25 protein-coding genes and 1 tRNA gene are annotated in these 26,126 nt (G+C 58.9%); 15 read left to right on the plus strand and 11 right to left on the minus strand.

Annotation, left to right across the window (positions count from 1 at the left end):
* Positions 1 to 3: 3 nt before the first annotated feature.
* Positions 4 to 645, minus strand: a complete 642-nt coding sequence (locus OLX72_RS12555) for a hypothetical protein (RefSeq protein ID WP_433988794.1) — start codon at positions 643 to 645, stop codon at positions 4 to 6.
* 403 nt (positions 646 to 1,048) lie between these two features.
* Between OLX72_RS12555 and OLX72_RS12560 the strand changes: the two genes are divergently transcribed.
* From OLX72_RS12560 to OLX72_RS12570, 3 genes are all read left to right on the plus strand, one after another.
* Positions 1,049 to 1,978, plus strand: coding sequence for a hypothetical protein (locus OLX72_RS12560; protein WP_433988795.1), 930 nt, complete (start codon positions 1,049 to 1,051; stop codon positions 1,976 to 1,978).
* Positions 1,957 to 2,349 carry a hypothetical protein gene (locus tag OLX72_RS12565; RefSeq protein ID WP_433988796.1) on the plus strand — a complete coding sequence of 131 codons (393 nt, stop codon included), beginning with the start codon at positions 1,957 to 1,959 and terminating at the stop codon, positions 2,347 to 2,349. Before OLX72_RS12560 ends, OLX72_RS12565 begins: the two co-directional genes overlap by 22 nt.
* Before the next feature lie 230 nt (positions 2,350 to 2,579).
* Positions 2,580 to 3,500 (plus strand): tyrosine-type recombinase/integrase, encoded by a 921-nt coding sequence (locus OLX72_RS12570; RefSeq protein WP_433988797.1) that lies wholly within the window; start codon positions 2,580 to 2,582, stop codon positions 3,498 to 3,500.
* Between the two features lie 85 nt (positions 3,501 to 3,585).
* Here the strand turns inward: OLX72_RS12570 and OLX72_RS12575 are convergent.
* A tRNA-Cys gene (locus tag OLX72_RS12575) sits at positions 3,586 to 3,659 on the minus strand.
* 154 nt (positions 3,660 to 3,813) lie between these two features.
* Between OLX72_RS12575 and OLX72_RS12580 the strand changes: the two genes are divergently transcribed.
* The 3 genes from OLX72_RS12580 (at position 3,814) to OLX72_RS12590 (ending at position 7,242) form a co-directional block, all read left to right on the plus strand.
* A complete protein-coding gene (locus tag OLX72_RS12580) occupies positions 3,814 to 4,467 on the plus strand; it encodes a protein-L-isoaspartate O-methyltransferase family protein (RefSeq protein WP_114870944.1) in 654 nt (217 codons plus the stop codon).
* A 112-nt stretch (positions 4,468 to 4,579) separates the two neighbouring features.
* The gene (locus tag OLX72_RS12585) at positions 4,580 to 5,980 is read left to right on the plus strand and encodes a TolC family outer membrane protein (RefSeq protein WP_433988798.1); all 1,401 of its coding nucleotides are present in this window, start codon (positions 4,580 to 4,582) and stop codon (positions 5,978 to 5,980) included.
* Between the two features lie 74 nt (positions 5,981 to 6,054).
* Positions 6,055 to 7,242 carry a hypothetical protein gene (locus OLX72_RS12590; RefSeq protein ID WP_433988799.1) on the plus strand — a complete coding sequence of 396 codons (1,188 nt, stop codon included), beginning with the start codon at positions 6,055 to 6,057 and terminating at the stop codon, positions 7,240 to 7,242.
* A 12-nt stretch (positions 7,243 to 7,254) separates the two neighbouring features.
* Here OLX72_RS12590 and OLX72_RS12595 read toward each other — a convergent pair whose 3' ends face one another.
* Complete coding sequence (locus tag OLX72_RS12595; RefSeq protein WP_433988800.1) at positions 7,255 to 8,718, minus strand: cobyric acid synthase; 1,464 nt, start codon at positions 8,716 to 8,718, stop codon at positions 7,255 to 7,257.
* Positions 8,719 to 8,794: 76 nt separating this feature from the next.
* On the minus strand, positions 8,795 to 9,115 hold the full coding sequence (locus OLX72_RS12600; RefSeq protein ID WP_008228933.1) for a DUF6280 family protein: 321 nt from the start codon (positions 9,113 to 9,115) through the stop codon (positions 8,795 to 8,797).
* A gap of 218 nt (positions 9,116 to 9,333) precedes the next feature.
* Here OLX72_RS12600 and efp point away from each other — a divergent pair, with 218 nt between their 5' ends.
* Entirely contained in the window at positions 9,334 to 9,897 is a 564-nt protein-coding gene (efp, locus tag OLX72_RS12605) for an elongation factor P (RefSeq protein WP_433988801.1), read from the plus strand.
* 66 nt (positions 9,898 to 9,963) lie between these two features.
* Here the strand turns inward: efp and OLX72_RS12610 are convergent, their stop codons facing one another.
* Positions 9,964 to 10,398 (minus strand): Lrp/AsnC family transcriptional regulator, encoded by a 435-nt coding sequence (locus tag OLX72_RS12610; RefSeq protein WP_114870939.1) that lies wholly within the window; start codon positions 10,396 to 10,398, stop codon positions 9,964 to 9,966.
* 105 nt (positions 10,399 to 10,503) lie between these two features.
* Between OLX72_RS12610 and OLX72_RS12615 the strand changes: the two genes are divergently transcribed.
* The 3 genes from OLX72_RS12615 to OLX72_RS12625 all read left to right on the plus strand — a co-directional run bounded on the left by OLX72_RS12615 (position 10,504) and on the right by OLX72_RS12625 (position 15,070).
* A complete protein-coding gene (locus tag OLX72_RS12615; RefSeq protein ID WP_433988802.1) occupies positions 10,504 to 11,637 on the plus strand; it encodes a type III PLP-dependent enzyme in 1,134 nt (377 codons plus the stop codon).
* Between the two features lie 75 nt (positions 11,638 to 11,712).
* Positions 11,713 to 14,010: a xanthine dehydrogenase family protein molybdopterin-binding subunit gene (locus tag OLX72_RS12620; RefSeq protein ID WP_433988803.1), complete on the plus strand. Its 2,298-nt coding sequence runs from the start codon at positions 11,713 to 11,715 to the stop codon at positions 14,008 to 14,010.
* Positions 13,988 to 15,070, plus strand: coding sequence for a DUF2235 domain-containing protein (locus OLX72_RS12625; protein ID WP_433988804.1), 1,083 nt, complete (start codon positions 13,988 to 13,990; stop codon positions 15,068 to 15,070). Before OLX72_RS12620 ends, OLX72_RS12625 begins: the two co-directional genes overlap by 23 nt.
* On the opposite strand, the gene OLX72_RS12630 is transcribed toward OLX72_RS12625, so the two are convergent.
* The 3 genes from OLX72_RS12630 to metF form a co-directional block, all read right to left on the minus strand.
* Complete coding sequence (locus OLX72_RS12630; RefSeq protein ID WP_114870935.1) at positions 15,067 to 16,122, minus strand: AbrB family transcriptional regulator; 1,056 nt, start codon at positions 16,120 to 16,122, stop codon at positions 15,067 to 15,069. The genes OLX72_RS12625 and OLX72_RS12630 overlap by 4 nt on opposite strands.
* A gap of 41 nt (positions 16,123 to 16,163) precedes the next feature.
* Positions 16,164 to 16,649, minus strand: coding sequence for a PaaI family thioesterase (locus OLX72_RS12635; RefSeq protein WP_433988805.1), 486 nt, complete (start codon positions 16,647 to 16,649; stop codon positions 16,164 to 16,166).
* A 62-nt stretch (positions 16,650 to 16,711) separates the two neighbouring features.
* Positions 16,712 to 17,587 (minus strand): methylenetetrahydrofolate reductase [NAD(P)H], encoded by an 876-nt coding sequence (gene metF, locus OLX72_RS12640; protein ID WP_433988806.1) that lies wholly within the window; start codon positions 17,585 to 17,587, stop codon positions 16,712 to 16,714.
* Positions 17,588 to 17,683: 96 nt separating this feature from the next.
* On the opposite strand from metF, the gene OLX72_RS12645 reads away from it, so the two are divergent.
* Entirely contained in the window at positions 17,684 to 18,589 is a 906-nt protein-coding gene (locus tag OLX72_RS12645) for a LysR family transcriptional regulator (protein WP_114870932.1), read from the plus strand.
* On the opposite strand, the gene OLX72_RS12650 is transcribed toward OLX72_RS12645, so the two are convergent.
* Positions 18,586 to 19,626, minus strand: a complete 1,041-nt coding sequence (locus tag OLX72_RS12650) for an NADP-dependent oxidoreductase (RefSeq protein ID WP_114872349.1) — start codon at positions 19,624 to 19,626, stop codon at positions 18,586 to 18,588. The genes OLX72_RS12645 and OLX72_RS12650 overlap by 4 nt on opposite strands.
* Between OLX72_RS12650 and OLX72_RS12655 the strand changes: the two genes are divergently transcribed.
* Entirely contained in the window at positions 19,625 to 19,789 is a 165-nt protein-coding gene (locus OLX72_RS12655) for a hypothetical protein (RefSeq protein ID WP_433988807.1), read from the plus strand. The genes OLX72_RS12650 and OLX72_RS12655 overlap by 2 nt on opposite strands.
* Positions 19,790 to 19,805: 16 nt before the next feature.
* Positions 19,806 to 20,591, plus strand: coding sequence for an inositol monophosphatase family protein (locus tag OLX72_RS12660; RefSeq protein ID WP_114870931.1), 786 nt, complete (start codon positions 19,806 to 19,808; stop codon positions 20,589 to 20,591).
* A 21-nt stretch (positions 20,592 to 20,612) separates the two neighbouring features.
* Here the strand turns inward: OLX72_RS12660 and OLX72_RS12665 are convergent, their stop codons facing one another.
* Both OLX72_RS12665 and putA read right to left on the minus strand, forming a co-directional pair.
* Complete coding sequence (locus tag OLX72_RS12665; protein ID WP_114870930.1) at positions 20,613 to 21,356, minus strand: rhomboid family intramembrane serine protease; 744 nt, start codon at positions 21,354 to 21,356, stop codon at positions 20,613 to 20,615.
* Positions 21,357 to 21,452: 96 nt separating this feature from the next.
* On the minus strand, positions 21,453 to 24,845 hold the full coding sequence (gene putA / locus OLX72_RS12670; RefSeq protein WP_433990463.1) for a bifunctional proline dehydrogenase/L-glutamate gamma-semialdehyde dehydrogenase PutA: 3,393 nt from the start codon (positions 24,843 to 24,845) through the stop codon (positions 21,453 to 21,455).
* Between the two features lie 135 nt (positions 24,846 to 24,980).
* On the opposite strand from putA, the gene OLX72_RS12675 reads away from it, so the two are divergent.
* Together OLX72_RS12675 and OLX72_RS12680 are read left to right on the plus strand one after the other, a co-directional pair.
* Positions 24,981 to 25,457, plus strand: coding sequence for an Lrp/AsnC family transcriptional regulator (locus OLX72_RS12675; protein WP_114872348.1), 477 nt, complete (start codon positions 24,981 to 24,983; stop codon positions 25,455 to 25,457).
* Positions 25,458 to 25,522: 65 nt separating this feature from the next.
* Positions 25,523 to 26,077: a tetratricopeptide repeat protein gene (locus tag OLX72_RS12680; RefSeq protein WP_433988808.1), complete on the plus strand. Its 555-nt coding sequence runs from the start codon at positions 25,523 to 25,525 to the stop codon at positions 26,075 to 26,077.
* The last annotated feature ends 49 nt before the right edge of the window (positions 26,078 to 26,126 follow it).

Raw genomic sequence — 26,126 nt, forward strand, 5'->3', positions numbered from 1 at the left:
GGCTCAAATCCCAAAATCGTAATCAATAATCTTTTGCCCTAGATCTTCTTTGGCCTCTTCCGTGCCGAGCCTGAATGCCATGTACTTTGCAAATGACTCGGCAAACCAATCTGGCCGTCTGTATTGAGGCGGAAGCGTTGCAAGACAAACGGTGTTCGCGTCAGATCTGTGAAGTGGTCGCTCGTTAGCCAATGATCTGCCAACATGGCGCAGCGCTTCAACAAGGGCTGCGGCACGTTCTCCGTTGCTCAGCTTCGTTAACTCAACAGCCGAAATTAGATGTGAGGCCAGATTGCGCGTATCTTGAATTGCCTTCTCGGTATCAATTCTAACTTTGGCAGGTGCCTTCTTCCATTCATTAAAGCTATCGAGCGCGTCATGAACATCATTGTCCAGATCATTGTTTGGGTTGATGAGATCCATTCGAAGTTGCTGAATTCGTTCCACAGCCAATTCGAGGTCTTCATTAGTCCATCCAGAGGGCAGGTCAGCCATCTGTTTGATCTGCGCCAGCATAGCGGGAGCGTTCGCGCCATGTCGTATTGCTCCTATTTGTGCGTCCCTGAAGCACTGTTCAGCGAACCTTTGCAGCTCTTCTTTCTTTCTGTGGCGTGCTTGCTTTTCAGCGTTGCTTAGTGGTGACATAACCATCTCCATAACTATGGTAAAAAATTACATAACCAGCGAGTCGTGACGAGTCAACTGGAATCAAGCTGCGTCCGAAGATCGCTAAGCGGGCGGAGCGTTCGCGTTGCGGAATTGCCGATTAAAGATGATCGAGGTAATACGCTCTTTAAGTTAACAAATGAGAGTGAGGTCCCCGCAGCTCTAAAGATAATTTTTCATGCGAAAAAGAAGTAGAACTTCAAATAGTAGTGGATTGGACCAACAGGAACGTCATGGCTGTCTTGTACGGCTTCGCTGACTAACAAAGAAAATTGATGCAGCAGTGTTGCAAAGGTCCTGCTGAATTTTCTCCCGCCTAATTTCCGCCACAGGCTATTGAAACAAACGTGATGTGAAATCAGTCTAGTGCGAGAGAATTACGATGGCGGTATATGCTGAGCAGAATAAAGTTCTGGACCTCGATAAGTTGCCTGATCAAATGGCCCTTTTGCGTTGGAGTAAAGAACTTCCATCCGCGAGCGCACAAGACCCGCTAGGACTGAATTTAAGAGTCTCAGCTAGGCTGGCCGCGGAACTATTGCACTGCATTACTTCGATCACACCGAGGGCGAGATACTATGCGTTCTTTCCTTGGGCGATCGAAGATTATGCAAAATCAGAGAAAGGAAAGATGAGCGATCGTGGCCCAATAACTGGCGTTGTCGTTCGTGAGAGGGCGATGGTGCTTGGCGCTGTATTGCATCACAAAGGTCAAGCCTGTGAAGGGGGAGCTCTTGGTGGATCTAGCAAGGCTTCGACGATTGCTGCGGCTTTACCAAAGGACGATTACGACCTTGAGGCTTGGTTGCATCTGGATTCACCACAAGGCCAATTGGGCGCAGCTTATCAAGCATCGCTTGTAAATCTTGGTTTGTTCGAAACGGCGAAGGCCGAGATGAACGAGGAGGTTGACCTCGAAACTAACATGCTTGGCCAAAATCAAGCGGAAGTTGATCTTTCAAGGCTGTCGGCCCGCGGAAAAAAGCTGGCCGCGGCATTTCGCGAGTCAATCAAGAACACTGACTATTTGTCGAATGGCTGGTCTTCAAAGTCGGTCGTCGACAGAGAAGTTTTGATCGAATTCGGCGCAAAAGCGGGGCTATGCGAAATAAATGACCCATTGGCGTCAGATCGCCGGATACTTACAGATGTCTTCTTTTCATGTGATCGAGAAAACGCTGAGTCCGCGCATTACACGCGGCGGATGTCATTGCTGCTCGTGCTAGAGTGCGTCCGAAAGTGTGAAGAGCTAACAGAACTGGGCAGAGAGCGAAATCGATCAAGAAGAAGATGGAAGATAAAGAACACGTGAATACCGATTTACAGAACCCCGTATCACCTACCGTTAACGACTGGTACGAACTGGCAGGCGCAATTACGGCATATCCCGAGTACACGGGACGTCGTTTGGGCGAGACGTCCATGGTGAAGGCGCGCGTTACGCAAACTTGGTTGAGTACTGGCATCCGCACTCAACTTTCTGAGCAACTGCGCGAGCGAACGCTCTTGATCGAACTTGACCCCCGAATGGAGCGACCCGGCGACCGTCCGACATCTTCTTTCAAATATGCGCCGCTCATCCCGCATATTCAGGCATACGCCGGGCAGTATATGCACGCACTCTTAGTTCTTGTGCAGCACTGGAAGGCTAAAGGTTGCCCGGAATGGAAGGGGCAGACATAAGCTTAATGAAATTCAGGGTCTCGGAAACTCAAGTGAAGCAGGCCCACAAGGAGCGCTGACGCGCAGCATGATGAGAAGAAATGGCTAGAAGTTCGAAACTGCCGGAGGGCGTGCACCGCACGCAAGCAACGCTCGCTGATGGCACAAAAAAATACTATTTCTCGTTGTGAGGCTACAAAGGGTCTGGATTCTGGTCTGGTCAGGAGCGTTTTCCAAGAACCGCAGAGTTTATGGCCGCTTACGTACAGGCCGTGGAGAACTGCAAGCCAAAGGTGGTTCTGCAGTCCAATGCCGATATCGCGGCGGAATATCTGGCGAGTGCTAGCTTTCGGAAAAAGAAACAGCGTACACAAGATGACTACCGCCGTTGGCTGGATCGTTTTACGGATGAGTTTGGGCCGGACGACATCTCCATGTGGGAGGTCGTTGTATCCAAGCGCGAGTTCAATAAGTGGCGACAGCAGTGGATTCATAGCGCCAAGCAGTATGATTACTGCGGAACGGTCGTTACCCTCTTTCTAAACTGGGCCGAAGCCGAAGGTTACATCGCGACAAATGCAATTCAGGGGCTGGAGAAGCTTTACGAAGTAGACCGTTCAGAAATTGTGTGGTCGCCAAGTGATATAGCAAAGGTTGCCGCGATCTGCCCGGAGTGGGTTTGCCGAATTCTGATTGCAGCAACGGAGACCGGCTTGCGCCCCGGTGACTTGATCCGCCTGAGCCGCAATCAGATCGAACCGACCCCCGGAGGGCGTCGTATTCGCATCCGCACAAATAAGCGCGGTGTGCCTGCATACATTCCGGTCACTCAAGCCATGGCCAATATCATTGACGAGACACCTGAGGATCGCCTGTTGATTTTGGCAAACGCTTCTGGCGGTGCGCTGTCAGAGCACAGAGCTTCCGAAGGCCTTAGACAGTGGCGCGACAAGGCAGGGCTGCTGCCAGACGTAATCGGGTACGACTTGCGTCTCAATGACGCGAGAGGGACCGCCGCAACGCGCCTCCTGCGCGCTGGGCTGTCATTGGCCCAAATTGCCGCTTGTATGGGGTGGTCGATCCGCACGGCAGCGCTGATGATTGAGCGCTATGCGAAAGTTTCACCGGAAGAAACCGACGATGTTTTGGCCGCGTTGGCGGCAGCGAAGTGAACGTAAAAAGAACATTATTTGTAAAATGACATGTAAAATGCACTGCCCGCGTAGCGGGTGTGCGAGTTAACTCATTGATTTTATTTGGAGGCGAGTACCGGAATCGAACCGGTGTACACGGATTTGCAATCCGCTGCGTCACCACTCCGCCAACTCGCCTGAGATCGCTGTGGTTTCGCCGGATTAGCCGATCTGTTGCAGGGCCGCAAGTCAGTAGCTGCGTTTTGCCACGACGTGCGTTGCGAACCGTTGCTGTGCCGAACAAGATGTGCGACACCTGACCCACCAGATTCCGAACGATTGAGTTTAGATTATGCCAGATTATGCCGCACGACGCACGATGATGGTGGACACGCAAGTGCGCCCTTCGGATGTGACCAAGTTCCCGATCATTGACGCCATGCTTGCTGTTCCGCGCGAAAAATTCGTGCCGGCGAACAAGCGCGAGGCCGCCTATATGGGCGAAAACATCGATCTGGGGGGCGGGGCGGTTCTGATGGAACCCAGAACGCTGGCGAAAATGCTGGATGCGCTTGATATTTCCGGAAACGAACTGGTTTTGGATATCGGCTGCGGCTACGGCTATTCATCAGCCGTAATTGCGCGGATGGCCGAGGCCGTTGTCGCGGTTGACAGTGACGACGAACGTGCGGCGGATACGCAGACAACACTGACGGAAATGGGCGCGGACAATGTAATCGTACAGGCCGGTGTGCTGGCCGAGGGCGCGCCCGAACACGGCCCCTATGATGCCATTACCGTGCAGGGCGGGGTCGAGCAGGTACCGCAAGCCATTCTGGATCAGCTGAAAGAGGGCGGTCGCATCGCCTGTCTGTTCATGGATGGGGCGTTGGGTGTGGTGCGCATCGGCTACAAGATTGACGGAGACGTAAACTGGCGGTTTTCCTTTAACGCGGCGGCACCGGTTCTGGCCGGGTTCGAGCGCGAAACTGTCTTTTCTCTTTAGCGCGGTGTAGCGTTGCATTGCAGGTTGAAGGTCGACGCAAACCAAAGACAATCCTGAAGGGGTTTGACATGCCATGGTGAATGCATTCCGCAGCAAAATCAGGAATTTATGCGTGCAAGGCATCTTTGCGCTGGTCGCAGTTTTGATGGTTCTGGGGGGCGCGCCCGACAAGGGCAGGGCAGAGACACTGGCCGATGCGCTGATCGGCGCCTACACGCACAGCGGATTGCTGGATCAGAACAGAGCTTTGCTGCGCGCTGCGGACGAAGATGTGGCCCGCGCGGTATCTGCCTTGCGCCCGATCATCAGCTGGAGCGCGGCAATCGAAAACGGATCAGTTTACGGGCGTAGTACCCTGACACCCACGATCACCGACAGAAATTCGACCAATCTGTTGCTGGGACTGAACGCAGAAATCTTGCTGTATGATGGTGGCAGCAGCAAACTTGCGGTTGAGGCGGCAAAGGAAACAGTGCTTGCGACCCGCTATAATCTGGTCGCGATCGAGCAGGATGTGTTTTTGCGGACGGTGTCCGCCTTTTTTACCGTGATCAGTTCGGCAGAGTTCGTCGCCTTGCGGCAAAACAACGTGCGGCTTATTTCGGAACAGCTGCGCGCCGCACAGGACCGGTTTGAAGTGGGTGAAGTGACACGTACGGACGTGGCACAGGCAGAATCGCGTTTGGCGGCGGGCCGGTCGGGGCTGGCGGTGGCGCAAGGCGATTATTTTATCGCGGTTGAAGAATACAAGAACGTCGTCGGTCGGGCGCCGGGCAATCTGGTTGCGCCGGGGCGGTTGCCAAGCATACCGGGCAATATCGACAGCGCCAAGAACCAGGCGGTGCGCGGGCATCCGTTCATGTTGCAGGTCCAGCGCGAAGTGGCCGCAGCAGAACTGAATATCCTGCGGGCCAAATCGGATATCCGCCCCCGTATCACTCTGGACGGGCGGATCGCGTCGGATGACAAGCTGGGATCCAGCAATTTTGGCCAGTCGGCATCGGTCGGGTTGCGGATGAATCAGGTGATTTACGGAGGCGGTGCTTTGTCGGCCAGTGTGCGGCAGGCGATCGCATTCCGCGATGCGGCGCGGGGCAATCTGCACCGTGTGCGTCATGATCTACAGCAGAATGTGGGCAACGCTGTTGCGCGGCTGGCTGTGGCGCGGGCTGCGCTGGAATCATCGGAACAACAGATCGTTGCGGCCCGAATCGCATTTGATGGCATCCGGGAGGAAGCGGCACTGGGCGCGCGGACAACGCTGGATGTGCTGGACGCGGAACAAGAGCTTCTGGATGCGCAGGCAACGCGGATTTCGGCGCAGGCACAACAGTATATCGCGGCTTATGCGGTACTGTCTTCGATCGGAACGCTGACTGCGGACGGGCTGAACCTGGCGGTACAGCGTTATGATCCGGCGGCTTATTACGATCTGGTAAAGGACGCGCCGACCGCGTCCAGCCGTCAGGGCAAGCAGCTGGACAAAGTACTAAAGTCGCTGGGGAAAGAATAACAATTTTCTCTATCTGTTGTGAGACTTAAATCCAGCCGTTAGTATTGTTCGAAAGCGATTGTGGAAGTGAGTGTATGCCAGACCCAGTAAACCGCGCCGACGTTGAGGACGTTTTGTCTTCGATACGCCGTCTTGTATCGAGTGATGTTCGCCCCAAAGAGGTGGCGGCCGGCACTGGGCCGGATACAGCGCCGGGCCGGTTGGTTCTGACGCCTGCGCTGCGGGTGCAGGATGACGACGAAACCAAATGGGCCGAAACGCATCCCGAACCGGACGAGGTTGAAGCGATTGCCGACGCGGCTGTTGCGCAGGATGCATCCGGCCTGACAGAGGACACGCAGGCAGAACCGGCAGAGCAAGCCGCGCCCGCGCAAGCGGACGAAGCACCGCAGGCCGATGCGCAGAATAGCAACCGGAACGCAGGGTATTCGGCGCAGGCCGGCGGGTCGGCAAGCAGTTCGTATTTCTTTCTGAACCATTTGCGCAAAGAGGCGCGTCAAACTGCGCCAGATCAGGAATGCGCAAAGGACAACCGCCCGACCGAAGAAGATGCGCCTGAAGATGAAGGGGCGCAAGCCGCTGAAAACACAGTGGAACAGCGCGTGGAAGATCACGATACACAGTGGGGCCAGCCCGAAGCTGTGTCAGAAGATCAGCATGCGGACAGCGATGAAACACCCGATCCGGAACAGGACGAGACGGCCGAGAGCCTGTTTGACAAGACCGAAGACGTGGCACCCGATGCACCTTTGGTATTCCGCCGTGCCTCGACCAAGGAATTGACGGAAAAAATTGCCGCGCTGGAAGAGGTCATCGCCAAGACCCCGGACCAGTGGGAGCCGGATGACACCGGCAAGGACGATTATTCCGGCACCGAAGTCGAGGCGATGGAGTGGGAAGATCACGAAGATCAGACCCCACCGGAAGCGGCCGCAGCGGACACCACAACGGTTTTGCATGACATCGATGCCGATCAATCGGGCAACGTTGAACCTGCATTTGAAGCGCAAGACCCGCAAGCAGAGCGGGACGAGGATGTATTTGTGGCGCAACCGCAATTCCGCCATCGCGGTGATCCGATCGACTTTGAACAGGTTGATGAGGGTGATGCGGTTCTGGACGAAGAATCCCTTCGGGAGCTTGTCAGTGATATTGTGCGTCAGGAGTTGCAGGGCAGGCTGGGTGAACGGATCACCCGCAATGTGCGTAAACTGGTGCGGCGCGAAATCCAGCGTGCCTTGGCCGAACTGGATCTGGACTGAACACTGGCCCGGTTAACGGGGCTGCGGCCTGACCTCTGTTGCCAGAGCTAACAGTGCATCAATATCCATGTGGCGTTCAAGATGCTGGGCCAAAGCGTCCAGCGCGGTTTCGACCGTCTGATCATAGCTGTGATCCGAGGCGACTCCGTGATTTGCAAGAAAAGCAGCACGAAACCTGTCGGATGCGAACAACCCGTGCACATAGCAGCCGCGGACAAGGGCGTTGGCACTGGCGGCCCCGGCGGGTTGGCCGTTGATTGTCAGCCAGGGGCGCGCGCAATCGGGGCCGGTGGTCTGGCCCATGTGAATTTCGTAGCCTTCGACAGGGGCGCCGCTGTGGCAGTCATGGCCGGAAACCTGCGTGACCTGTTTGTGCGGTTCCAGAACGGTGTGCACATTGAGATGCCCCAACCCTTCTACCGTTTCCGGCGGCCCTTCGATGCCCAGCGGATCTGACAGGGTTTGCCCCAACATCTGATAACCGCCGCAAATGCCCATAACCTGCCCGCCACGACGGATGTGGGCGGCCAGATCAACATCCCATCCGGCACTGCGAAACGCAGCCAGATCGGCCAGTGTGGCCTTGCTTCCGGGGATCAGAACCAGATCGGCATCGCCGGGCAGGGCCGTGCCGGGTTCGATAAAGGCAACGCTGACACCGGGTTCCTGCGACAGGGGATCGAGATCGTCGAAATTTGCGATGCGGGGCAGGCGGGGCACGGCGATCTTGAAATCGCCACCGGATTTGGAGGTGATGTCCATCACGTCTTCGGCGGGCAGGTGCGCGGCACCGTCAAACCATGGGATGACACCAAGACAAGGCCAGCCAGTTCGCGCAACGATATCGCTTAGCCCGTCATCAAAAAGGCGAATATCACCGCGAAACTTGTTGATCCCAAACGCTTTTATCTGTTTCAGGTCGGCGATATCCAGTACCGCCGAAGTGCCGACAATCTGCGCGATGACACCGCCTCGATCAATATCACCGAACAGGACAACAGGTACGTCTGCAGCCGTGGCAAAGCCCATATTGGCAATGTCGCCGGCACGCAAATTGGTTTCAGACGGGCTGCCGGCGCCTTCGATCAGGACAAGATCACAGGCTTGTGCAAGGCGGTAAAAACTGTCCAGTACATCGGGCAGCAGGTTGTGTTTGTGCTGGCCGTAGTTCTTGGCCAACTGCATCCCGCGCACCTTGCCCTGTACGATGACCTGCGCGCCTGTCGTGCTTTGCGGTTTCAAAAGAACGGGGTTCATATCGATGTGCGGGGCAACACAGGCCGCACGCGCCTGCAGTGCCTGCGCGCGCCCGATTTCGCCGCCATCCGGTGTGACAGCGGCGTTGTTGGACATGTTTTGCGGTTTGAACGGACGCACGGACAGGCCGCGGCGCACAAAGGCGCGCGCAAGGCCCGCCACGATCATGGACTTGCCGACATTGGTGCCGGTGCCTTGGATCATTATGCATCGCGCCATTGTGGCCCTTTCGGTGTGCCACCAAAAAACGCGCCCCAAAGGCGCGTTCCAGGTCGTCTTGAACTGACGTGGTCGCTTAGGCGGCTTCGGCCTGCTGGGCAGCGTTGCGGCGTTCGCTTTCTTCGCGCGACAGGGCGACAGACGTACGCACGCCCTTGCCGACGAAATCCATCAGCCCGGTCACGACACGTTCGTTCGGGTCGATGCCCGCGCACGACAGCACCTCGCGCCCGTCACGGGAACGGGCCCAGCGGGCGATCTGTTCAGGACCATTGCCATACTTCTTGTCGTCGGCGATGGCGTCGTCCAGTGCAGCCAATACGACAGCTGCGAATAGTTTGCGTGCACGGTTGCCTTGCTCGTTATTAAAGGCTGTGCCGTCAACGAAATCTTTCATCTCGTCATCCTTGTTTTTCTTGCTCTTGCATTTTCGGCGTGGCGTTTCTTATGAAGCATTAGTTTCGATTCGGATACCCCGTAAACGCATAACGCCTATGCGCTTGTCGCATGGCTTTCTGCATATGCAGCACGAGATATGGTTGTCTTGCCAGCCTCTATCCCGCCAGATATAGGTGCGATCAACTTTTCATCAACCTTTTGCCATGGTTTCTGCACATGCCCAAAATTAACGGAAACGAAATCCGCCCAGGGAATATACTGGAGCACAATGGTGGTCTGTGGGCCGCTGTGAAAGTCGATCACGTCAAACCCGGAAAGGGCGGCGCGTTTGCGCAGGTGGAAATGAAGAACCTGCGAAACGGATCGAAACTGAACGAAAGATTCCGCTCTGCCGACAAGGTGGAACGGGTGCGTCTGGAACAAAAAGACCAGCAATTTCTGTATGAAAACGATGGGATGCTGGTTTTCATGGATGCGGAAACCTATGAACAGGTCGAAGTTCCCGCTGATATTCTGGGGGATCGCCGTCCGTTCCTTCAGGACGGTATGACCGTTGTGGTCGAGTTTCATGAAAGCGAGGCGCTGAGCGCGTCGCTGCCACAAAAAGTGGTGTGCAAGATTGTCGAGACTGAACCGGTGGTCAAAGGCCAGACTGCGGCAAATTCGTTCAAGCCTGCGATCCTTGATAACGGTGTAAAGATCATGGTTCCGCCCTTTGTCGGTCAGGACGAAGACGTGGTGGTGAACACCGAAACGATGGAATATTCCGAACGCGCGTGACGTGACGTCATTTTCAAAAGGCGGCCTTTTGGGGGCCGCCTTTTTTTGTCGGAACTGCTGCGAATCCTAGATCACGCGGTCCAGTTTTGTTGCCAGATGGATCAGGCTTTCCGAACTGCGCACGCCGCGCGCCTCGCCGATGCGGTCCAGCGTGGCGTCCAGTTCTTCGGTTGATCCGGCGGAAATCTGTACCATCAGATCAAAGCGCCCCGCCGTGGTGTGCACCACTTCGACGCCTGACAGCGATCGCAGCCGGTCCAGAACGGCGGGGCCACTGCGCGGTTCGATGCTGACAAGGGCCGTCGCGCGTAGGCGCGGGCGCAGATGCCCGCCTGTGCGCAGCGTATAGCCCAAAATCGTACCAGTCTTTTCCAGACGTTCGATCCGCGCCTGCACTGTGGTGCGTGCCAGCCCCAGACGCGCGGCCAGTGTGCTGACAGGCAGGCGCGCGTTTTCACGCAACAGGCGCAGCAATTTCGTATCCGTTTCGTCGATTTGCATCAATTAGCCTTCGATATGCCGATCAATGACTCTGAATTAACATAAGTGATACGTTGAATCGACAATGAAACAGAAGAAACTGGAAAAAAACAGACGAGGTTAAAGATGCAGCAGAACCCGACACTTTGGCGCGATCCGGCCACACATCTGGCGCGCGAACAGCCGGACCAGCCGGTTTTGTATTTTGATCCGGCATTGTTGCAGGCAACGGCGCGCCAGTTTCAGGGCGGCTTTGACGGGTTGGTGACCTATGCGGTCAAGGCCAATGACAGTGCTGTTGTGCTGGACAATCTGGTGGCTGCCGGACTGACCGCTTTTGATGTCGCATCGCCTGCTGAAATGGCGGCCGTGCGCCGTGCTCTGCCAAGTGCCACACTGCATTACAATAACCCTGTCCGGTCGGCTGCAGAGATCACTGCGGGTATCGCCGCCGGTGTGGCCAGCTGGTCTGTCGATGACGTGGGCGAATTACGCAAGTTGCATGCGGTGCCGCGTGACTGCGAGGTTGCAGTGCGCTTTGCCTTGCCCGTGTCGGGTGCGGCCTATGATTTCGGTGCCAAATTCGGGGCAACGCCCGAACGCGCGGTGGAATTGCTGCGCGCCGTTGCCGAAATGGGCTTTGCGCCGTCCCTGTGCTTTCATCCGGGCACCCAGTGCGAAGATCCGAATGTCTGGGCGGTCTATATCCGTGCGGCTGCGGAGATCACGAAAACGGCAGGTGTGACAACCGGGCGCCTGAATGTGGGGGGCGGGTTTGCCGCGCACCGCGGGCCGGTTGTGCCCGATCTGGTTGCTGTTTTCCATGCTATTGACGGTGCTGTCACCGATGCTTTTGGCGCGCAGCGCCCTGATCTGCTGTGTGAACCGGGCCGCGCGATGGTGGCCGAGGCGTTTTCGCTGGCTGCGCGGGTCAAGGCCGTGCGCGCCCCCGATCAGCTGTTTCTGAACGATGGTATCTATGGTGGGCTGGCCGATCTGCGCGACATGGCGCTGTCGCATCGTGTGCGTGTTTATGCGCCGGATGGACAGTTGCGGGAGGCTGCGCCGCGCCCGCGCGTGGTATTCGGACCAACCTGTGACAGTCTGGATCGGTTGCCCGACGGGTTGCCGCTGCCGGATGACCTGCAGGCGGGCGATTATGTTCTGTTTGACGCCATGGGCGCCTATTCGATCGCGATGAGCACTGCGTTCAACGGCTATGGCCTGCGCGATGTGATCAGTACACAAAGCCTGCGCTGATCTGCGCGCCATCTGCTGGACACTGGCGCACTTGGGGCTAGTGTCCGGACGAGCGCAGAAGGCAAAGGGCAGATCATGGAAAAATTCGGGAAAAGCCAGCCGGTGCGGCGGGTCGAAGACCTGCGGTTTCTGACGGGTGGCGGTGGATATATTGATGATGTGGCGCCTGCGGGCGCATTGCATGCCTATGTGTTCCGCTCGCCCGTGGCGCATGCAAGGATCATATCCCTCGATCTGGAAGAGGCGCGCGCCGCTGACGGGGTGCATCTGGTTCTGAGCAGTGATGATCTGGATGCCGCCGGCATCACCACGGCAATGCGAGCCACAATTCTGGACAATCGCGACGGAACCAAGGCCGCCGCGCCGGTGCGGCCCTTTCTGGCGCGCGGGCGGGTGCGGTTTGTCGGCGATCCGGTTGCGATGATCGTGGCGGACAGCCACGAACAGGCGCGCGACGCCGCCGAGTTGATCGCTCTGGATTACGAAGAACTGCCTGTCAAAACCGATGTCGGCCCGGGTGGCGCGCCCCTGCATGACGAAGCGCCCGACAACCGCGCCTTTGACTGGGGCATGGGTGATGAAGCGGCGACCGATGCGGCCTTTGCCGCGGCGGCGCATGTGGTGCGTCTGAATGTGGCTGACAACCGGATTATCGTGAATTCCATGGAGCCGCGCGGCTGTTTCGCTGATTGGGACGGCAACAGATTACACGTGGCGTTCAACGGGCAGGGGGTTTGGGGCCTCAAGGATCAGTTGTGCGCGATGACGGGCTTGCCGCCCGAAAACGTGCGCGTCACCATCCCCGATGTAGGTGGCGGGTTTGGCATGAAGGCGATGCCCTATCCGGAATATTTCGTGGTGGCGCAGGCCGCGCGGATGCTGACCCGCCCTGTGCGCTGGATGTCCGAGCGGACCGAGGCGATGCTGAGCGACAATGGCGGGCGCGATCTGGACTCTCTGGCGGAACTGGCCTTTGACGAGAACCACAAGATCACGGCTTATCGGGTGCGCACCAAATGCAATCTGGGTGCCTATAATTCGCAATTCGCCCAGCCGATCCAGACCCTGCTGTTTTCCAAGGTTCTTATGGGCTGTTACGATGTGCAAACCACGTGGTTGCAGGTGGAAGGCTATTACACGAACACGGCGCAGGTTGATGCCTACCGCGGCGCGGGCCGCCCTGAGGCGATTTATGTGCTGGAACGGGCGATGGACCGCGCGGCACGCGAACTGGGCGTTGATCCGTGGGAGTTGCGGCGGCGCAATTTCATTCCTGCGGGTGCGTTTCCCTATACGTCGGCCACCGGCGAACTTTACGATGTTGGTGATTTTCACAAGGTGCTGGCGCGGGCCGCGGTCGAGGCGGATGCCGCCGGTTTTGCCGCGCGCAAGGCGGCGGATGGCGCGCGGGGCCAGCTGCGCGGGCAGGGCTTGTGTTACTATATTGAAAGTATTCTGGGCGATCCTTCGGAAGGTGCCAAGGTGGTCTTTAACGCGGACGGGACAGTGCATATTCTTGTGGGCACACAATCAAACGGGCAGGGGCATGAAACGGTCTATGCGCAGTTTCTGGCGGACCAGACCGGTATTCCGGCGGACCGCATCCATGTGGTGCAGGGCGACAGTGATCTGATTGCCAAGGGTGGTGGCACAGGCGGGTCACGGTCTGTGACGGTGCAAACCCATGCCACGCTGGCCACAGTTGACACGATGATCGCCGCATTTACGCCCTATCTGGCAGATAAGATGGGGGTGGAAAGAGAAGATGTTGTGTTTGACGATGAAACATTTCGCGCGCCGGGGTCGAATATGACCCCGACCCTGCTGGAAGCGGCCGACATGGCGCGCGCGGACGGGCGCACCGATTTGCTGGAGCACGAGGCGCGCGCCACTTTGCCGGCGCGATCCTACCCGAACGGTGCGCATGTCGCGGAAGTTGTGATTGATCCGGAAACCGGCGTGACGCGGGTGGATAAGTACTGTGTGGTGGACGATTTCGGGAATCTTATCAACCCGATGCTGGCCGAAGGTCAGGTACATGGAGGTGTGGCCCAGGGTCTTGGTCAGGCGCTGAGCGAGCGGGTGGTCTATGATGAAGATGGCCAACTGCTCACGGCAAGTTTCATGGACTACGCCATGCCAAGGGCCGATGATCTGCCCATGATTGGCTTTCGCTCTGAACCGGTGCCATCGACGGCCAATCCCATGGGGATGAAAGGCTGCGGTGAGGCCGGGACAGTCGGGTCCATGGCGGCGGTGGCCAATGCGGTGCAGGATGCGCTGTGGAACAAAGGTGTCAGGCAGGCGGACATGCCGTTTACGCCATTACGAGTATGGGAATTGTTACAGGATGCAACTGAACCGGCTGACTAATGCATTTTCGGCGTGGCTGCGGGCGCGGTTGTCGCGCGCCCGGTCAAGCAAACCGCGCGGGCGCGGCCCTGTCAGCCATGTGATCATTCTGGACGGGACGATGTCCACGCTGGAACCCGGCTATGAAACCCACGCCGGACAAACCTATAAACTGTTGCGTGAAATGAACGGCGACGTGTCGCTTTATTACGAGGCGGGGTTGCAGTTCATGGATTGGCGCGCCGCGCCTGATGTGATGATGGGGCGCGGGATCAACCGGCAGATCAGGCGCGCCTACGGGTATCTGGCATCGCGTTATCGCCCCGGTGACAGCATTTATCTGATGGGATATTCGCGTGGTGCCTATGCGGTTCGGTCGCTGGCGGGTGTTATCGACATGGTCGGGCTGGTCAAGGCGGAGCATGCGACCGAACGCAACATCCGCGAGGTTTACAGGCATTACCAGTGCAATCCCGGCAACAGCTTTGCGGCCGCGTTTGCCCGCGCCTATTGTCACGCGCAGACCGAAATCGAGATGGTCGGCGTCTGGGACACGGTCAAGGCGCTGGGCTTGCGGGTGCCGCTGTTGTGGCGGCTGGATGCAAAGCGCCACGATTTTCACAACCACGATCTGGTGCCATCGGTAAAACACGGGTTTCACGCCCTTGCGCTGGATGAAAACCGCGAGGTTTTTACCCCTGTCTTGTGGGAGTGCCCGCAGGAATGGAACGGCCGGGTGGAACAGGTGTGGTTTCGCGGCACACATGGCGATGTCGGCGGGCAACTTAGCGGGTTTTACCCGGCGCGGCCCCTGGCCAATATTTCCTTTGTCTGGATGTTGGAGCGCGCACAGGAATGCGGTTTGCCGTTGCCGGAAAACTGGGCCAGCCGGTTTCCGACCGACCCCGATGCGCCGTCCGTCGGGAAATGGCGCGGCTATGGCAAGATGTTTCTTTTGCGCCGTGCCCGTGTGGTAGGGCAAACACGCTGCGAGCGGTTGCATGAAACGGTCAATGTTCATTCTGATACGCTGTCGAAATCGGCGCTGATGCTGGCCGAAGAAGGGCCGCAATTCGGTTAGGGCAGGCTGCGATCCTTGGGGGCGCGGGCCAGAACGGCAGGTACCAGCACGGTCAGGAACAACAGGCGCGCCACGTGGCATGCGGCCACAAAGCCGGGATTGGCGCCCAGTACAACGCCCATCACAACCATGGTTTCCAAGCCGCCGGGCGCAAAGGCGATCAGCACATGCGCGACGGGCAGGCCAAGCGCATAGGCCACGGGCACCGCGGCCGCCATCGCAAGCAACACGGTCAGCAGGGTTGTGGACAACCCTGCAACCAGTGTTTTGCGCAATGCTGCCAGGTGGATGCCGGAAAACCGGGTGCCGATCAGTGTGCCCATGACAACAAACATCGCGTGGGTGATCTGGGGCGACAGAACACCCGGCGCACGTTCAGAGAGATGCGCGGCCGCCGAAACGATCATCGCGGCGATCAATAGCGCGGCGGGGGCATTGGCGCGTTTCAGGATCAGGCCAAACACCAGAGACAGACAGAACAGTACAATCGCGTGATCCACCCGCATCAGCGGCGCGGACGAGGCAAAGGCCGTATCAATCCGGATCCCGAACGCTAGCGCGGCAAAGGGCACGCATAGTGTAAGCGCCAGCAGGCGGACCGACTGCACCACCGCGACGCGGCTGATATCGACCTTCATGCTTTCGCTGAGGCTGATGATATAGCTGAGATGGCCGGGGCTGGCGGCCAGAACGGCGCTGCGGGGATCAAACCCGAATACCCGGACTAGCAGGTCGCGGCACAGGATCAATGTCAGGATCAGCATGAAAGCCAGCATCAGAAACGCGATCGGCCAGCGTATGAAGGCGTCTGCCGCCTGCGGATCAACGCCCGCGCCGATGCTGATGCCGATCAGGATAAACGCAAAATCCCGAACCACAGGGGCAATCGCAAGGTGCAGCCCGGTCAGGGTGGCAAGGCTGATCAGTAGTGCCGGTCCGGTCAGAAGATAGACCGGCAGACCGATCCAATAGCCGATCAGCGCCCCAAGCGCGCCGGCACCCAGCGTATAGGCGGTGACAAAGATGTCGCGAAAACCGGGCCAGTAAGACATGGTTCACGGCTAGCATTTCTGATCCCGCGCCGGAAGCGGGATTACGCGCCGCCGAAGTTCATGATGATGCAGGTGGTTGATCCGGTGGCATAAAGCCTGCCGTCTTCGACGCCTCGGATTTCGCCATGGGCAACGCAGGTCGAACGGCCCGCGTGATCAACAATTGCGGTGCAGTTGACCAGCATACCCAGCGGGATCGCGCGGGTGATGTTTATCTTGTATTCCAGCGTCGTATCAACCGAACCCTTTGGCACTTTGGTCATGACCGCGCAGCCCAGTGCGCTGTCAAGCAACGTGCCATACCATCCGCCATGCACTGCGCCCACGGGGTTGGTGACGTTGAATTCCGGTGTGCCGCAAAACGTGACCTGTCCGTCTGCAACCGCGTGAACGCGTATGCCCATGGTCTGCGCGATGGCAGGTGCGGGCAGGTGCCCGTTCAGGATGGCTTGCATGAATTCAAGGCCGGACATCGACAGAAGTGTTTCACGATCGGCCAGATCGTCCGGTTTCTGGGCAAAATGCATCGCTGGGCCTGTTTTGCGTGTGTTTGCGCCACGCTAGAAAGGCCCGCGATCAGGTGCAAGCCCTAAGCAACATGGCGCAATTGCACGCGCGGGGTGATCCCCAGTGCGTGACATACATCGCGCGTCAGTTCCGGCCGGTTCAGCGTGTAGAAATGCAATGTGTCCACGCCGTTTTCCAGCAACTTGTCACAGAGTTCGGTGCAGACGGCGGTGGCCAGCAGATCGGCGCGGTTGTCGCGGGTCGCCTTTTCGAACGCGGAATCGAGCCATGCGGGTATGGTAGTACCGCAGCGCCGCGCGAACGCGCGCGCGCCGGCCCAGTTTTCGATGGGCAGGATACCGGGCGTGATCGGCGCGGTAATGCCGGCATCGGCGCACGCGTCGCGAAACCGCAGGAACGTGTCTGCCTCGAAAAAGAACTGCGTGATGGCGCTGTTGGCTCCGGCGTCGATCTTGCGTTTCAGCCAGTCGATATTGGCTGCCATATCTGCCGCTTCGGGGTGTTTTTCGGGGTAGGCCCCCACACGGATGTTGAATGTTCCGGTGTCCGCCAGCGCGCTGATCAGGTCACAGACGTTGTCGAACCCGTCGGGGTGGGGGGTGAATTTTTCAGTGCCCTTGGGCGGATCGCCCCGCAAAGCCACGATATCGGATACTCCGGCAGCGGCGAAATCGGCGGCGATCTTCAGGGTTTCGGCGCGTGTGGCATCGACACAGGTCAGGTGCGCCGCCACGTTCAGGCCGGACGCTGTGTGCAGCGTGGCCACGGCATCGCGGGTAAGATCGCGTGTGGTGCCGCCTGCGCCGTATGTGACGGACACGAAATCAGGCTCCAGCGGGGCAAGGGATTGCACCGTATCCCACAGCCGGAACGATCCGGCGAGGTCTTTGGGCGGAAAGAATTCGAACGAAACGGCGGGCGGTGTGCGGTGTGTCATGATGGGATACCTTTATGTGTTGACCCCTTGTGGCAGCGCACCGAGTGTGAGACAATTTCATAATATTCAAGTATAACATGAGTTGGATTTGTATTCATGCATATCGAATTCCGTCACCTGCGCACCATCAAGGCCATTCACGAGGCGGGCGGGCTGGCCCGCGCGGCAGAGCAGTTGCACATCACGCAGTCGGCCCTGTCGCATCAGATCAAGGGGCTGGAGGACCAGACCGGGGTGGAACTGTTCATTCGCCGCTCCAAGCCGATGAAGCTGTCGGCGGCGGGATTGCGGCTGCTGCGACTGGCCGAACAGGTGTTGCCGCAAGTCGAAGCCTTGCAACACGAATTTGCCAATCTGCGCGGCGGCACCACGGGGCGCTTGCACATCGCGATCGAATGCCACGCCTGTTTTGAATGGCTGTTTCCGGTGCTGGAAGAGTTCCGCAAGCGCTGGCCCGATGTGGATGTGGATATCCGCCCCGGTCTGGCGTTTGACGCAATGCCCGCGCTGGACAAGGAAGAGGTTGATCTGGTCGTATCGTCCGATCCCGAAGACCTTGCAGGCGTGGATTTTGTCGAACTGTTCGATTACGCGCCGGTTTTCGTCGCGTCCTCGGCGCACCCGCTGTCGCAAAAACCCTATATCGAGGCCGAGGATTTTCGCGGCCAGACCCTGATCACCTATCCGGTGGAACGCACACGATTGGATGTGTTTTCGCAGCTTTTGATTCCCGCCAAGGTCGAACCTGCCGCGATCCGGCAGGTGGAACTGACGGCGGTGATCCTGTTGCTGGTTGCATCGAACCGCGGCGTTTCGGTTCTGCCGGACTGGGTTGTGCGAGAGGTCAAATACAACTCTGATTACGTGACCCGCCCGCTGACGGAAAAGGGGATCACCCGCCGCTTGTTTGCCGCCGTGCGCAGTGCGGACCGCACCAAGCCCTACATGGCCGATCTGATCCGGTTGGCGCGGGTTGAGGCACGCAAGTTGCAGGCGGTCTAGGCGATCTTGACCAATTGCTTGCCGATATTCCTGCCTTCTAACAAACCGATGAAGGCGTCCGGCGCGTTTTCCAGCCCGACGGTGATGTCTTCCAGATAGGCAATATCGCCTTTGGCCACCTTTGGCCCGACTTCGGCCAGAAAGGTGGGCAACCGGTCCCAGTGGTTCGAGATGATAAAGCCATTGATCGACATGAACTTGACCAGTGCGGCGCTCCAGAGAGCAGGGACAGTCAATCCCCCGGACGGGGCGTTGGCCCCCAATCCGCCCGTATTGTACCAGCTGATCATGCCGCAGATCGGGATACGTGCATGGGTGTTCAATAACGGGAACACCGCCTCAAGCACTTTGCCACCGACGTTTTCGAAATAAATGTCGACGCCATCGGGGCAGTGGGCGGCGATGGCCTTGCGCAGGGTCGATGAGGTTTCGTGTGCGCGGTGATCAACGCAGGCATCAAACCCGAACCTGTCGACGGCCAGCGCGCATTTTTCAGGGCCGCCTGCAATGCCCACGGCACGCAGCCCCATTGATTTGGCCAGTTGACCCACCATCGAACCGACAGGGCCGGTGGCCGCGGCGACAACCAGCGTTTCGCCTTTTTTCGGGCGGCCATATTCCATCAACCCGTGCCAGCCGGTGAACCCCGGCATCCCCAGAACACCAAGGGCGGCGGTGATCGGGCCATGTGCTGGATCAAGTTTGCGCAAGGCATTGGCGGGCTGCACGGCGTGGGTGGCCCAGCCCATATAGCCCATAACAAAATCGCCCGGTTCAAACCCGGACGCGTTAGAGGCAATCACCTCGCCCACGCCGCCCCCTTCCATCGTGCCGCCAACCGGGATGGGGGCGGCATAGGATTTCCCGTCATCCATCCGCCCGCGCATATAGGGATCAAGGGATATGTAATGCACTTTGACCAGCACCTCGTCCTTGCCGGGTTCGGGCATCGGCTGTGCCTCGTGGCGAAAGTTTTCTGCTGTCGGTGCGCCGGTGGGACGACTGGCCAGGGCGATACGAAGCATCTGTTCGGGCATGGGTGACTCCTGTGCGATATCCGCCATCAGTGTTGACCGGATGGCCCCTGATCGCAAGCGCATGCACCGTGACGCGGCGGCGGTTTGCGTGTGCACCGCCGGTATGGTGTCCTCGGCCCTTGGCAAGCGGGGTTTCGGGGCGTATACGCGCGGCCTGACGTGACAGGAGAACCCCGAAAATGGTCGGCAGCGCCAATCTGAACATCATGATGAAAACGGCCCGCAAGGCAGGCCGTGCCCTGGCCAAGGATTTTCGCGAGGTCGAGAACCTGCAAGTGTCGATGAAAGGCGCGGGCGATTTTGTGTCCAAGGCCGATATCGCGGCTGAAAAGATCATAAAAGACGAATTGATGGGCGCGCGGCCCACCTATGGCTGGCTGGCCGAAGAAGGCGGCGCAGAAGAGGGCGCAGACCCGACCCGCCGCTGGATCGTGGACCCGTTGGATGGCACGACCAATTTCCTGCACGGATTGCCCCACTGGGCCGTTTCGATCGCGCTGGAACACAAGAGCCAGATCGTGGCGGGTGTGGTCTATGACGCGTCCAAGGACGAATTGTTCTTTGCCGAAAAGGGTGCCGGCGCATGGATGAACGAAACCCGTTTGCGGGTGTCGGGGCGCAGCCGGATGATCGAATGTATCTTTGCGACCGGATTGCCCTTTGGCGGGCGTGCCGATCTGCCGGATACTTTGAAGGATCTGGCGCGTGTTCTGCCTGCTTGTGCGGGCGTGCGCCGGTTCGGGTCTGCCGCGCTGGATCTGGCCTATGTCGCCGCCGGCCGGTATGACGGGTTCTGGGAACGCAGCCTGAATGCGTGGGACATGGCGGCGGGCCTTTTGATCGTACGCGAGGCGGGCGGGCTGGTTGAACCGCTGAACCCCAAAGGCGACATTCTGGAAGATGGTGAAATCATCTGCGCAAACGAACCGATTTTTTCCGGGTTTGCGAAAGTCATCCGCGGCTAAGGCGCCTTTACCGCTTTGACGCTACCTGCGCCGCACCTTGGGAATGCGGCTGGGGCTAAGCTTGTATTTTGCCTCGGGATGGGGTGGGTGGCCGTCGGTTTCGTACCAGAACGATCTGCCGCCGCGCCAAAGCCACAGTGGCAGTGTCAGAACAATCCCGACGATGAAACCGCCCGCATGCGCCCAGTGTGCAACGCCGCCGACATCGGGATCGGACAGGATCGCGCCAACGAACTGCATCACGAACCACAGTGCCAGCATGATCCATGCCGGGATCGGGATGATGCGGAAAAAGATCACGATGATCAGCAGGATATCAACGCGCGCCTTGGGGAACATCAAAAGGTAGCCGCCCATGACACCCGCAATCGCGCCCGAGGCCCCCACCACAGGCACTGTGGAGTCTGTGCCCGACAGTATATGAACAGCGCCCGCACCCAAGCCGCAGACAACGTAGAATATGAAGAACGGGATATGGCCCATTTCGTCTTCCATGTTGTCGCCGAAAATCCATAAGAACAGCATATTACCGGCAAGGTGCATCCAGCTGCCGTGCAGGAACATCGAACTGAACAGCGTCATGGTATTTTCACCTTGCGCGACAAGGCCCGGGATCATCGCCCAGTTGATGTAGAACGCGTTGATCGCGCGCGCATCGTTCAGCAGGCCCGCATAGCTTAGAAAAATGCCGATGTTCAGCACCATCAGGGCATAGGTCACAAAGGGCACGCGCCCCGATGGATTATGATCGCGGATCGGAAACATGCGCGCACGCTGGTCATAAACTGCGCGGCGGTCAAGCCTTTGTTCTGGCGCAGGGAAACGTGATCCCGACGATCACCGGGATCACGTTGCGCGCGTCTAGGCGGCGCCCCCCAGCAGGGCGGTATTGCCACCGGCGGCTGTGGTGTCGACGCACACATGCCGTTCAGCGCGCACGCGTGCCAGATCGGGCAGGCCGGTGATCAGCGGGATGATTGGCCCGTCGCGTTTCGCCAACGCCTGTTCAATGGCGCGCGCCGTTGTGTCATCGCCCCACCACAAAACGCCGGAAATGCCGTAGAGAAACGTCAATGCCTGTGGTGCAAGCCGCCCGGTGGCCTTGACGGCGATACCGCCCAGGGCGTTGATTGCAGCCGCCTGTTTTTCCGCGACCGCATCGCCTGGCCCCATGCACAGCAAAGGCGCGCGCGCCGACGTGCTAAGGCGGTTTGATTCGCCCGTCGGCCCCGGCAAGGTCAGTGTTTCAATTGCGCGGTTTGTTGGGGTCGGAATGGTTAACGCTCCGATATCCATATCCGTCGTCCACGCGCCATCGCCGTTTTGCACATCCGGTGCGCCAAAGCGTGGCAGATAGTTTGGCCCGCCCGCTTTGGGGCCGGTGCCGGACAGACCCTCGCCGCCAAAGGGCTGGCTGCCCACAATGGCGCCGATCTGGTTGCGGTTGATATAGACGTTGCCTGCATGGATACGGTCAGACACGTGCTGCACACGGTCGTCGATGCGGGTTTGCAGGCCAAAGGTCAGGCCGTATCCGGTGGCGTTGATATCGTTGATGATCCGGTCCAGATCACCGGACCTGAAGGTCGCCAGATGCAGCACCGGACCGAATATTTCACGTTCCAGATCAGAGATACCGCTGACCCGGATCAGCGTAGGGGCAACGAAGGTTCCGGCGTCCGGCGTGGCCATTTCCTTGATCACGCGCCCGTCTGCGCGGGCTTTGGCGATATGTTCAAGAATGCCAGCCTGCGCGGCGGCATCGATCACGGGGCCGCTGTCCGTGCTCAGATCCCACGGATTGTCCAGCGTAAGTTCATCCATCGCGCCGGTCAGCATTTCCAGAAAGCTTTCGGCAATGTCTTCCTGAACATAAAGGCAGCGCAGGGCGGAACAGCGCTGGCCTGCGGATTGAAACGCGCTTTCGATCACGGCGGTTACGGCCTGTTCGGGCAGGGCGGTGCTGTCGACGATCATAGCGTTCAACCCGCCGGTTTCCGCGATAAGCGGCGTGCCGGGGGCCAGATTTTCAGCCATGGCAGCGCGGATACGCAGGGCTGTGGCGGTTGATCCGGTAAACGCAACGCCGTTGATCCGCGGATCAGAGGTAAGCGCGGCGCCCACATCGCCCGCACCGGGCAGAAGTTGCAGCGCGCTGCGCGGTACGCCCGCATCGTGCATCAGTGAAACCGCAAAATGCGCGATCAACGGGGTTTGTTCCGCCGGTTTGGCCAGCACCGCATTGCCTGCCGCCAGTGCCGCGCCGATCTGGCCAGAAAAAATCGCCAGCGGAAAGTTCCACGGCGAAATGCAGGTGAAAAGACCCGCCGCGGGAGTGGTGGGGGCATTGGCGCCGTAATAGCGCAGGAAATCCACTGCTTCGCGCAGTTCGGCCACGCAATCGGGCAGGGACTTGCCCGCCTCGCGCGCCAGCAGGGCAAACAGCGCGCCAAAGTTTTCTTCGTAAAGATCGGCGGCGCGGGCAAGGATTGCGCCGCGTTCTGCCGGGTCCGCTGCCCAGGGCTGTGCCGATGACAGGGCCGTTTCGATGTCTTTCGTGCTGGCGGCGGCCACTGTGCCGGGGCTGTCGCCATGATCTGACGGGTTCAGGATATCACGCGGTTTTTGCGGCTGCGCGTCTGCTGCCAATAGTGGTGCCGCCTTCCATGTCTGCGTTTTGAACGGCGCGCGGGCGGATTCGATGGCCGCCAGTGTCGGTGTGTGGGTCAGATCAAAGCCCTTGGAATTCGGGCGTTCGGGTTGATAAAGATCGGGGCCGGTGGGCACCGGATAGTTTTGCGCCCCCAACTGGTCAAAGGGGTCTGCGGCGACCACTTCGGGGGGAACGTTTTCGTCGACGATCTGGTTGACGAAAGAACTGTTTGCACCGTTTTCCAGCAGGCGGCGCACGAGATAGGCCAGCAAATCGCTGTGTGCGCCAACGGGTGCGTAAATGCGGCAGCGCGTTTCGTAGGTTGACAGAACAATATCATGCAATGCTTCACCCATGCCATGTAACCGCTGGAATTCAAACGTTTCCTTGTCATCGGCCATGTGCAGGATCGCGGCAACGGTATGGGCATTATGGGTGGCGAATTGCGGATAAATCCGGTCTGTCATGCCCAGCAATTTGCGGGCATTGGCGATATAGGACACATCTGTGGCCGCTTTTTGCGTGAAAACCGGAAACCCGTCGACGCCTTCGACCTGGGCGCGTTTGATTTCGGTATCCCAATACGCGCCTTTGACCAGACGGACCATGATCTTGCGATTGGTGCGGGTGGCCATATCATAAAGACTGTCGATCACGGCACCGGCGCGTGGGCCATAGGCCTGCACCACGATGCCGAATCCGTCCCACCCCGACAGGGCGGAATCACTCAGCACCGCTTCGATCACGTCCAGCGACAGGGACAGGCGGTCGGCCTCCTCTGCATCGATGTTAAGGCCCATGCCCGCCGATTTTGCCAGCAGCGCAAGGGAACGCAGGCGCGGCACCAGTTCGGCTATAACGCGCGTTTCCTGTGCTATTTCATAGCGCGGATGCAGGGCGGACAGTTTGACCGAAATGCCCGGATTGCTACGGATGTCGGTGTGGGTACAGGCCGTGGCAATGGCGGAAATTGCGCGGCTGTAACTCAGGTGATAGCGTTTGGCATCGCGTTCGGTACGCGCGGCTTCGCCCAGCATGTCATAGCTGTAGGTATAGCCTTTGGCTTCCATTTTGGCGGCGCGTTCCATGGCCGATGTGATGCTTTCACCCAGCACGAACTGACGGCCCATTTCCTTCATCGCGCGCCCGACTGCGGTGCGGATTACCGGTTCGCCCAGACGTTTGACAGCGGCGCGTAAGTGTCCGACAGGGCCGGGTTTTTCATCCTGAAGCACACGACCCGTCAGCATCAGCGCCCATGTGGATGCGTTGACCAGCGACGATGTGGAATGACCCAGATGCTTGCCCCAGTCCGACGGGGCGATCTTGTCTTCGATCAGGGCATCGATCGTATCGGCATCCGGAACGCGTAACAACGCTTCGGCCAGACACATCAGCGCCACACCTTCTTCGGTGCTCAGCCCGTATTCGGCCAGAAAAACCTCCATCAAACCGGGGGCGGAATGGCTGCGGATGCTGCGCACCAGTCCGGCGGCCTGCGTGCAGATTTCACTGCGGTCGCCTTGGCTCAGCGCTGCGGTCTTGATCAGCGCGTCAAGCACGGGGCCTTGTGCGGTGTATGTCAGGGTGTCCAACGCCATACGGCGGGAGTGTTCGGGCGCGCGGTTCATTTCAGTCTCCAGAAGTTTGCGCTAGTATATCGCAGGGTTCGAGGGCAGATTGGCTTAAGATAGGGCATGGGGGCATATTTTGTCCCGAAAATGGGGGGCTTTGCAATGCAATTGGACTTGGTTGATCTGGACCGGTTTGACCGGGCGATTGTACAGGTCTTATCGGGCGACGGACGCATGTCGATCACCGATCTGGCAACACGAATCGGGTTGTCGAAATCACCGACGCAGGCGCGGCTGCGCCGGCTGGAAGACGCGGGTATTATCATCGGGTACCGGGCGCTGGTCGATCCGATCCGGCTGGGGCTGGATCACGTTGCCTTTGTCGAAGTGCGCCTGAGCGATACACGTGAGGCGGCGCTGTCGGCGTTCAACGCGGCAGTGGCAAAGCTGCCCGAGGTGGAGCAGGCCCACATGATCGCGGGAAATTTCGATTATCTGCTGAAGGTGCGCACACGGTCCATGGCAGATTACCGTGCGGTTCTGGGTGAAAAGATATCCACCTTGCCGCATGTGGCGGGGACATCGACCTATGTGGCGATGCAGGCCGTGAAGGAAAACGGAATGGGCGAAATTGCGTGACCGCCGCGCGGCTTTGTGAAGCCCGCGGGGTTGACGCAAGGCCACGCTGCGCCAATTCTGACGTCATGAAGATACTGCTGACGTCCGCCCTGCTGTTTTCGCCGGTACTGGCTCTGGCCTGTCCGCCGGTTCCCGATACGTCCGAGCGTATGGCGGAACTGGTGGCGCAGGCCAATGCCGCCGAAACGGAAATGGCCGGAAGCGATATCAGCCGTGAAATGTGGGAAATCTGGGCGGATGCGCCGGATCAGCAGGCGCAGGCCATTCTGGACCGCGGCATGTCCAAGCGATCGGGCTATGATTTTCTGGGGGCCATCGCCGATTTTGAAACCCTGATCGAGTACTGCCCCGATTACGCCGAAGGCTATAACCAACGTGCGTTCGCCTATTTCCTGAGCGGTGCCTATGAAAAGGCGCTGGTCGATCTGGACCGCACGTTGGAATTGCGCCCCGATCACGTGGCCGCGCGGGCAGGGCGCGCGCTAAGCCTGATGCAGCTGGGCCGTCTGGAGGAGGCGCGCACCGATTTGCGCGCCGCACTGGAACTGAACCCGTGGTTGTCCGAACGTGCGCTGCTGGCCCCCGGTGGCCCGCTGGAACCGCCCGGCGACGATATCTGATTTTGCAGTCCTTGCACCGCTTTACACCGCGTCTTTAGCCGCTATTGTC

The sequence above is a fragment of the Sulfitobacter sp. TBRI5 genome (genome assembly GCF_051013555.1).
GTDB lineage: Bacteria > Pseudomonadota > Alphaproteobacteria > Rhodobacterales > Rhodobacteraceae > JL08.

What these genes read in the sequence shown, in the direction of transcription:
- putA (WP_433990463.1), bottom strand. Translation starts at nt 24,845, where the DNA reads ATGGCGTTGGACACCCTGACATACACCGCACAAGGCCCCGTGCTTGAC.
- OLX72_RS12625 (WP_433988804.1), top strand. Translation starts at nt 13,988, where the DNA reads ATGCAACTGAACCGGCTGACTAATGCATTTTCGGCGTGGCTGCGGGCG.
- OLX72_RS12580 (WP_114870944.1), top strand. Translation starts at nt 3,814, where the DNA reads ATGCCAGATTATGCCGCACGACGCACGATGATGGTGGACACGCAAGTG.
- OLX72_RS12560 (WP_433988795.1), top strand. Translation starts at nt 1,049, where the DNA reads ATGGCGGTATATGCTGAGCAGAATAAAGTTCTGGACCTCGATAAGTTG.
- OLX72_RS12600 (WP_008228933.1), bottom strand. Translation starts at nt 9,115, where the DNA reads ATGAAAGATTTCGTTGACGGCACAGCCTTTAATAACGAGCAAGGCAAC.
- OLX72_RS12680 (WP_433988808.1), top strand. Translation starts at nt 25,523, where the DNA reads ATGAAGATACTGCTGACGTCCGCCCTGCTGTTTTCGCCGGTACTGGCT.
- OLX72_RS12610 (WP_114870939.1), bottom strand. Translation starts at nt 10,398, where the DNA reads ATGCAAATCGACGAAACGGATACGAAATTGCTGCGCCTGTTGCGTGAA.
- OLX72_RS12660 (WP_114870931.1), top strand. Translation starts at nt 19,806, where the DNA reads ATGGTCGGCAGCGCCAATCTGAACATCATGATGAAAACGGCCCGCAAG.
- OLX72_RS12655 (WP_433988807.1), top strand. Translation starts at nt 19,625, where the DNA reads ATGGGTGACTCCTGTGCGATATCCGCCATCAGTGTTGACCGGATGGCC.
- OLX72_RS12675 (WP_114872348.1), top strand. Translation starts at nt 24,981, where the DNA reads ATGCAATTGGACTTGGTTGATCTGGACCGGTTTGACCGGGCGATTGTA.
- OLX72_RS12645 (WP_114870932.1), top strand. Translation starts at nt 17,684, where the DNA reads ATGCATATCGAATTCCGTCACCTGCGCACCATCAAGGCCATTCACGAG.
- OLX72_RS12635 (WP_433988805.1), bottom strand. Translation starts at nt 16,649, where the DNA reads ATGCATTTTGCCCAGAAACCGGACGATCTGGCCGATCGTGAAACACTT.
- OLX72_RS12565 (WP_433988796.1), top strand. Translation starts at nt 1,957, where the DNA reads ATGGAAGATAAAGAACACGTGAATACCGATTTACAGAACCCCGTATCA.
- OLX72_RS12615 (WP_433988802.1), top strand. Translation starts at nt 10,504, where the DNA reads ATGCAGCAGAACCCGACACTTTGGCGCGATCCGGCCACACATCTGGCG.
- metF (WP_433988806.1), bottom strand. Translation starts at nt 17,587, where the DNA reads ATGACACACCGCACACCGCCCGCCGTTTCGTTCGAATTCTTTCCGCCC.
- OLX72_RS12590 (WP_433988799.1), top strand. Translation starts at nt 6,055, where the DNA reads ATGCCAGACCCAGTAAACCGCGCCGACGTTGAGGACGTTTTGTCTTCG.
- OLX72_RS12620 (WP_433988803.1), top strand. Translation starts at nt 11,713, where the DNA reads ATGGAAAAATTCGGGAAAAGCCAGCCGGTGCGGCGGGTCGAAGACCTG.
- OLX72_RS12595 (WP_433988800.1), bottom strand. Translation starts at nt 8,718, where the DNA reads ATGGCGCGATGCATAATGATCCAAGGCACCGGCACCAATGTCGGCAAG.
- OLX72_RS12570 (WP_433988797.1), top strand. Translation starts at nt 2,580, where the DNA reads ATGGCCGCTTACGTACAGGCCGTGGAGAACTGCAAGCCAAAGGTGGTT.
- efp (WP_433988801.1), top strand. Translation starts at nt 9,334, where the DNA reads ATGCCCAAAATTAACGGAAACGAAATCCGCCCAGGGAATATACTGGAG.
- OLX72_RS12555 (WP_433988794.1), bottom strand. Translation starts at nt 645, where the DNA reads ATGTCACCACTAAGCAACGCTGAAAAGCAAGCACGCCACAGAAAGAAA.
- OLX72_RS12650 (WP_114872349.1), bottom strand. Translation starts at nt 19,626, where the DNA reads ATGCCCGAACAGATGCTTCGTATCGCCCTGGCCAGTCGTCCCACCGGC.
- OLX72_RS12665 (WP_114870930.1), bottom strand. Translation starts at nt 21,356, where the DNA reads ATGTTTCCGATCCGCGATCATAATCCATCGGGGCGCGTGCCCTTTGTG.
- OLX72_RS12630 (WP_114870935.1), bottom strand. Translation starts at nt 16,122, where the DNA reads ATGTCTTACTGGCCCGGTTTTCGCGACATCTTTGTCACCGCCTATACG.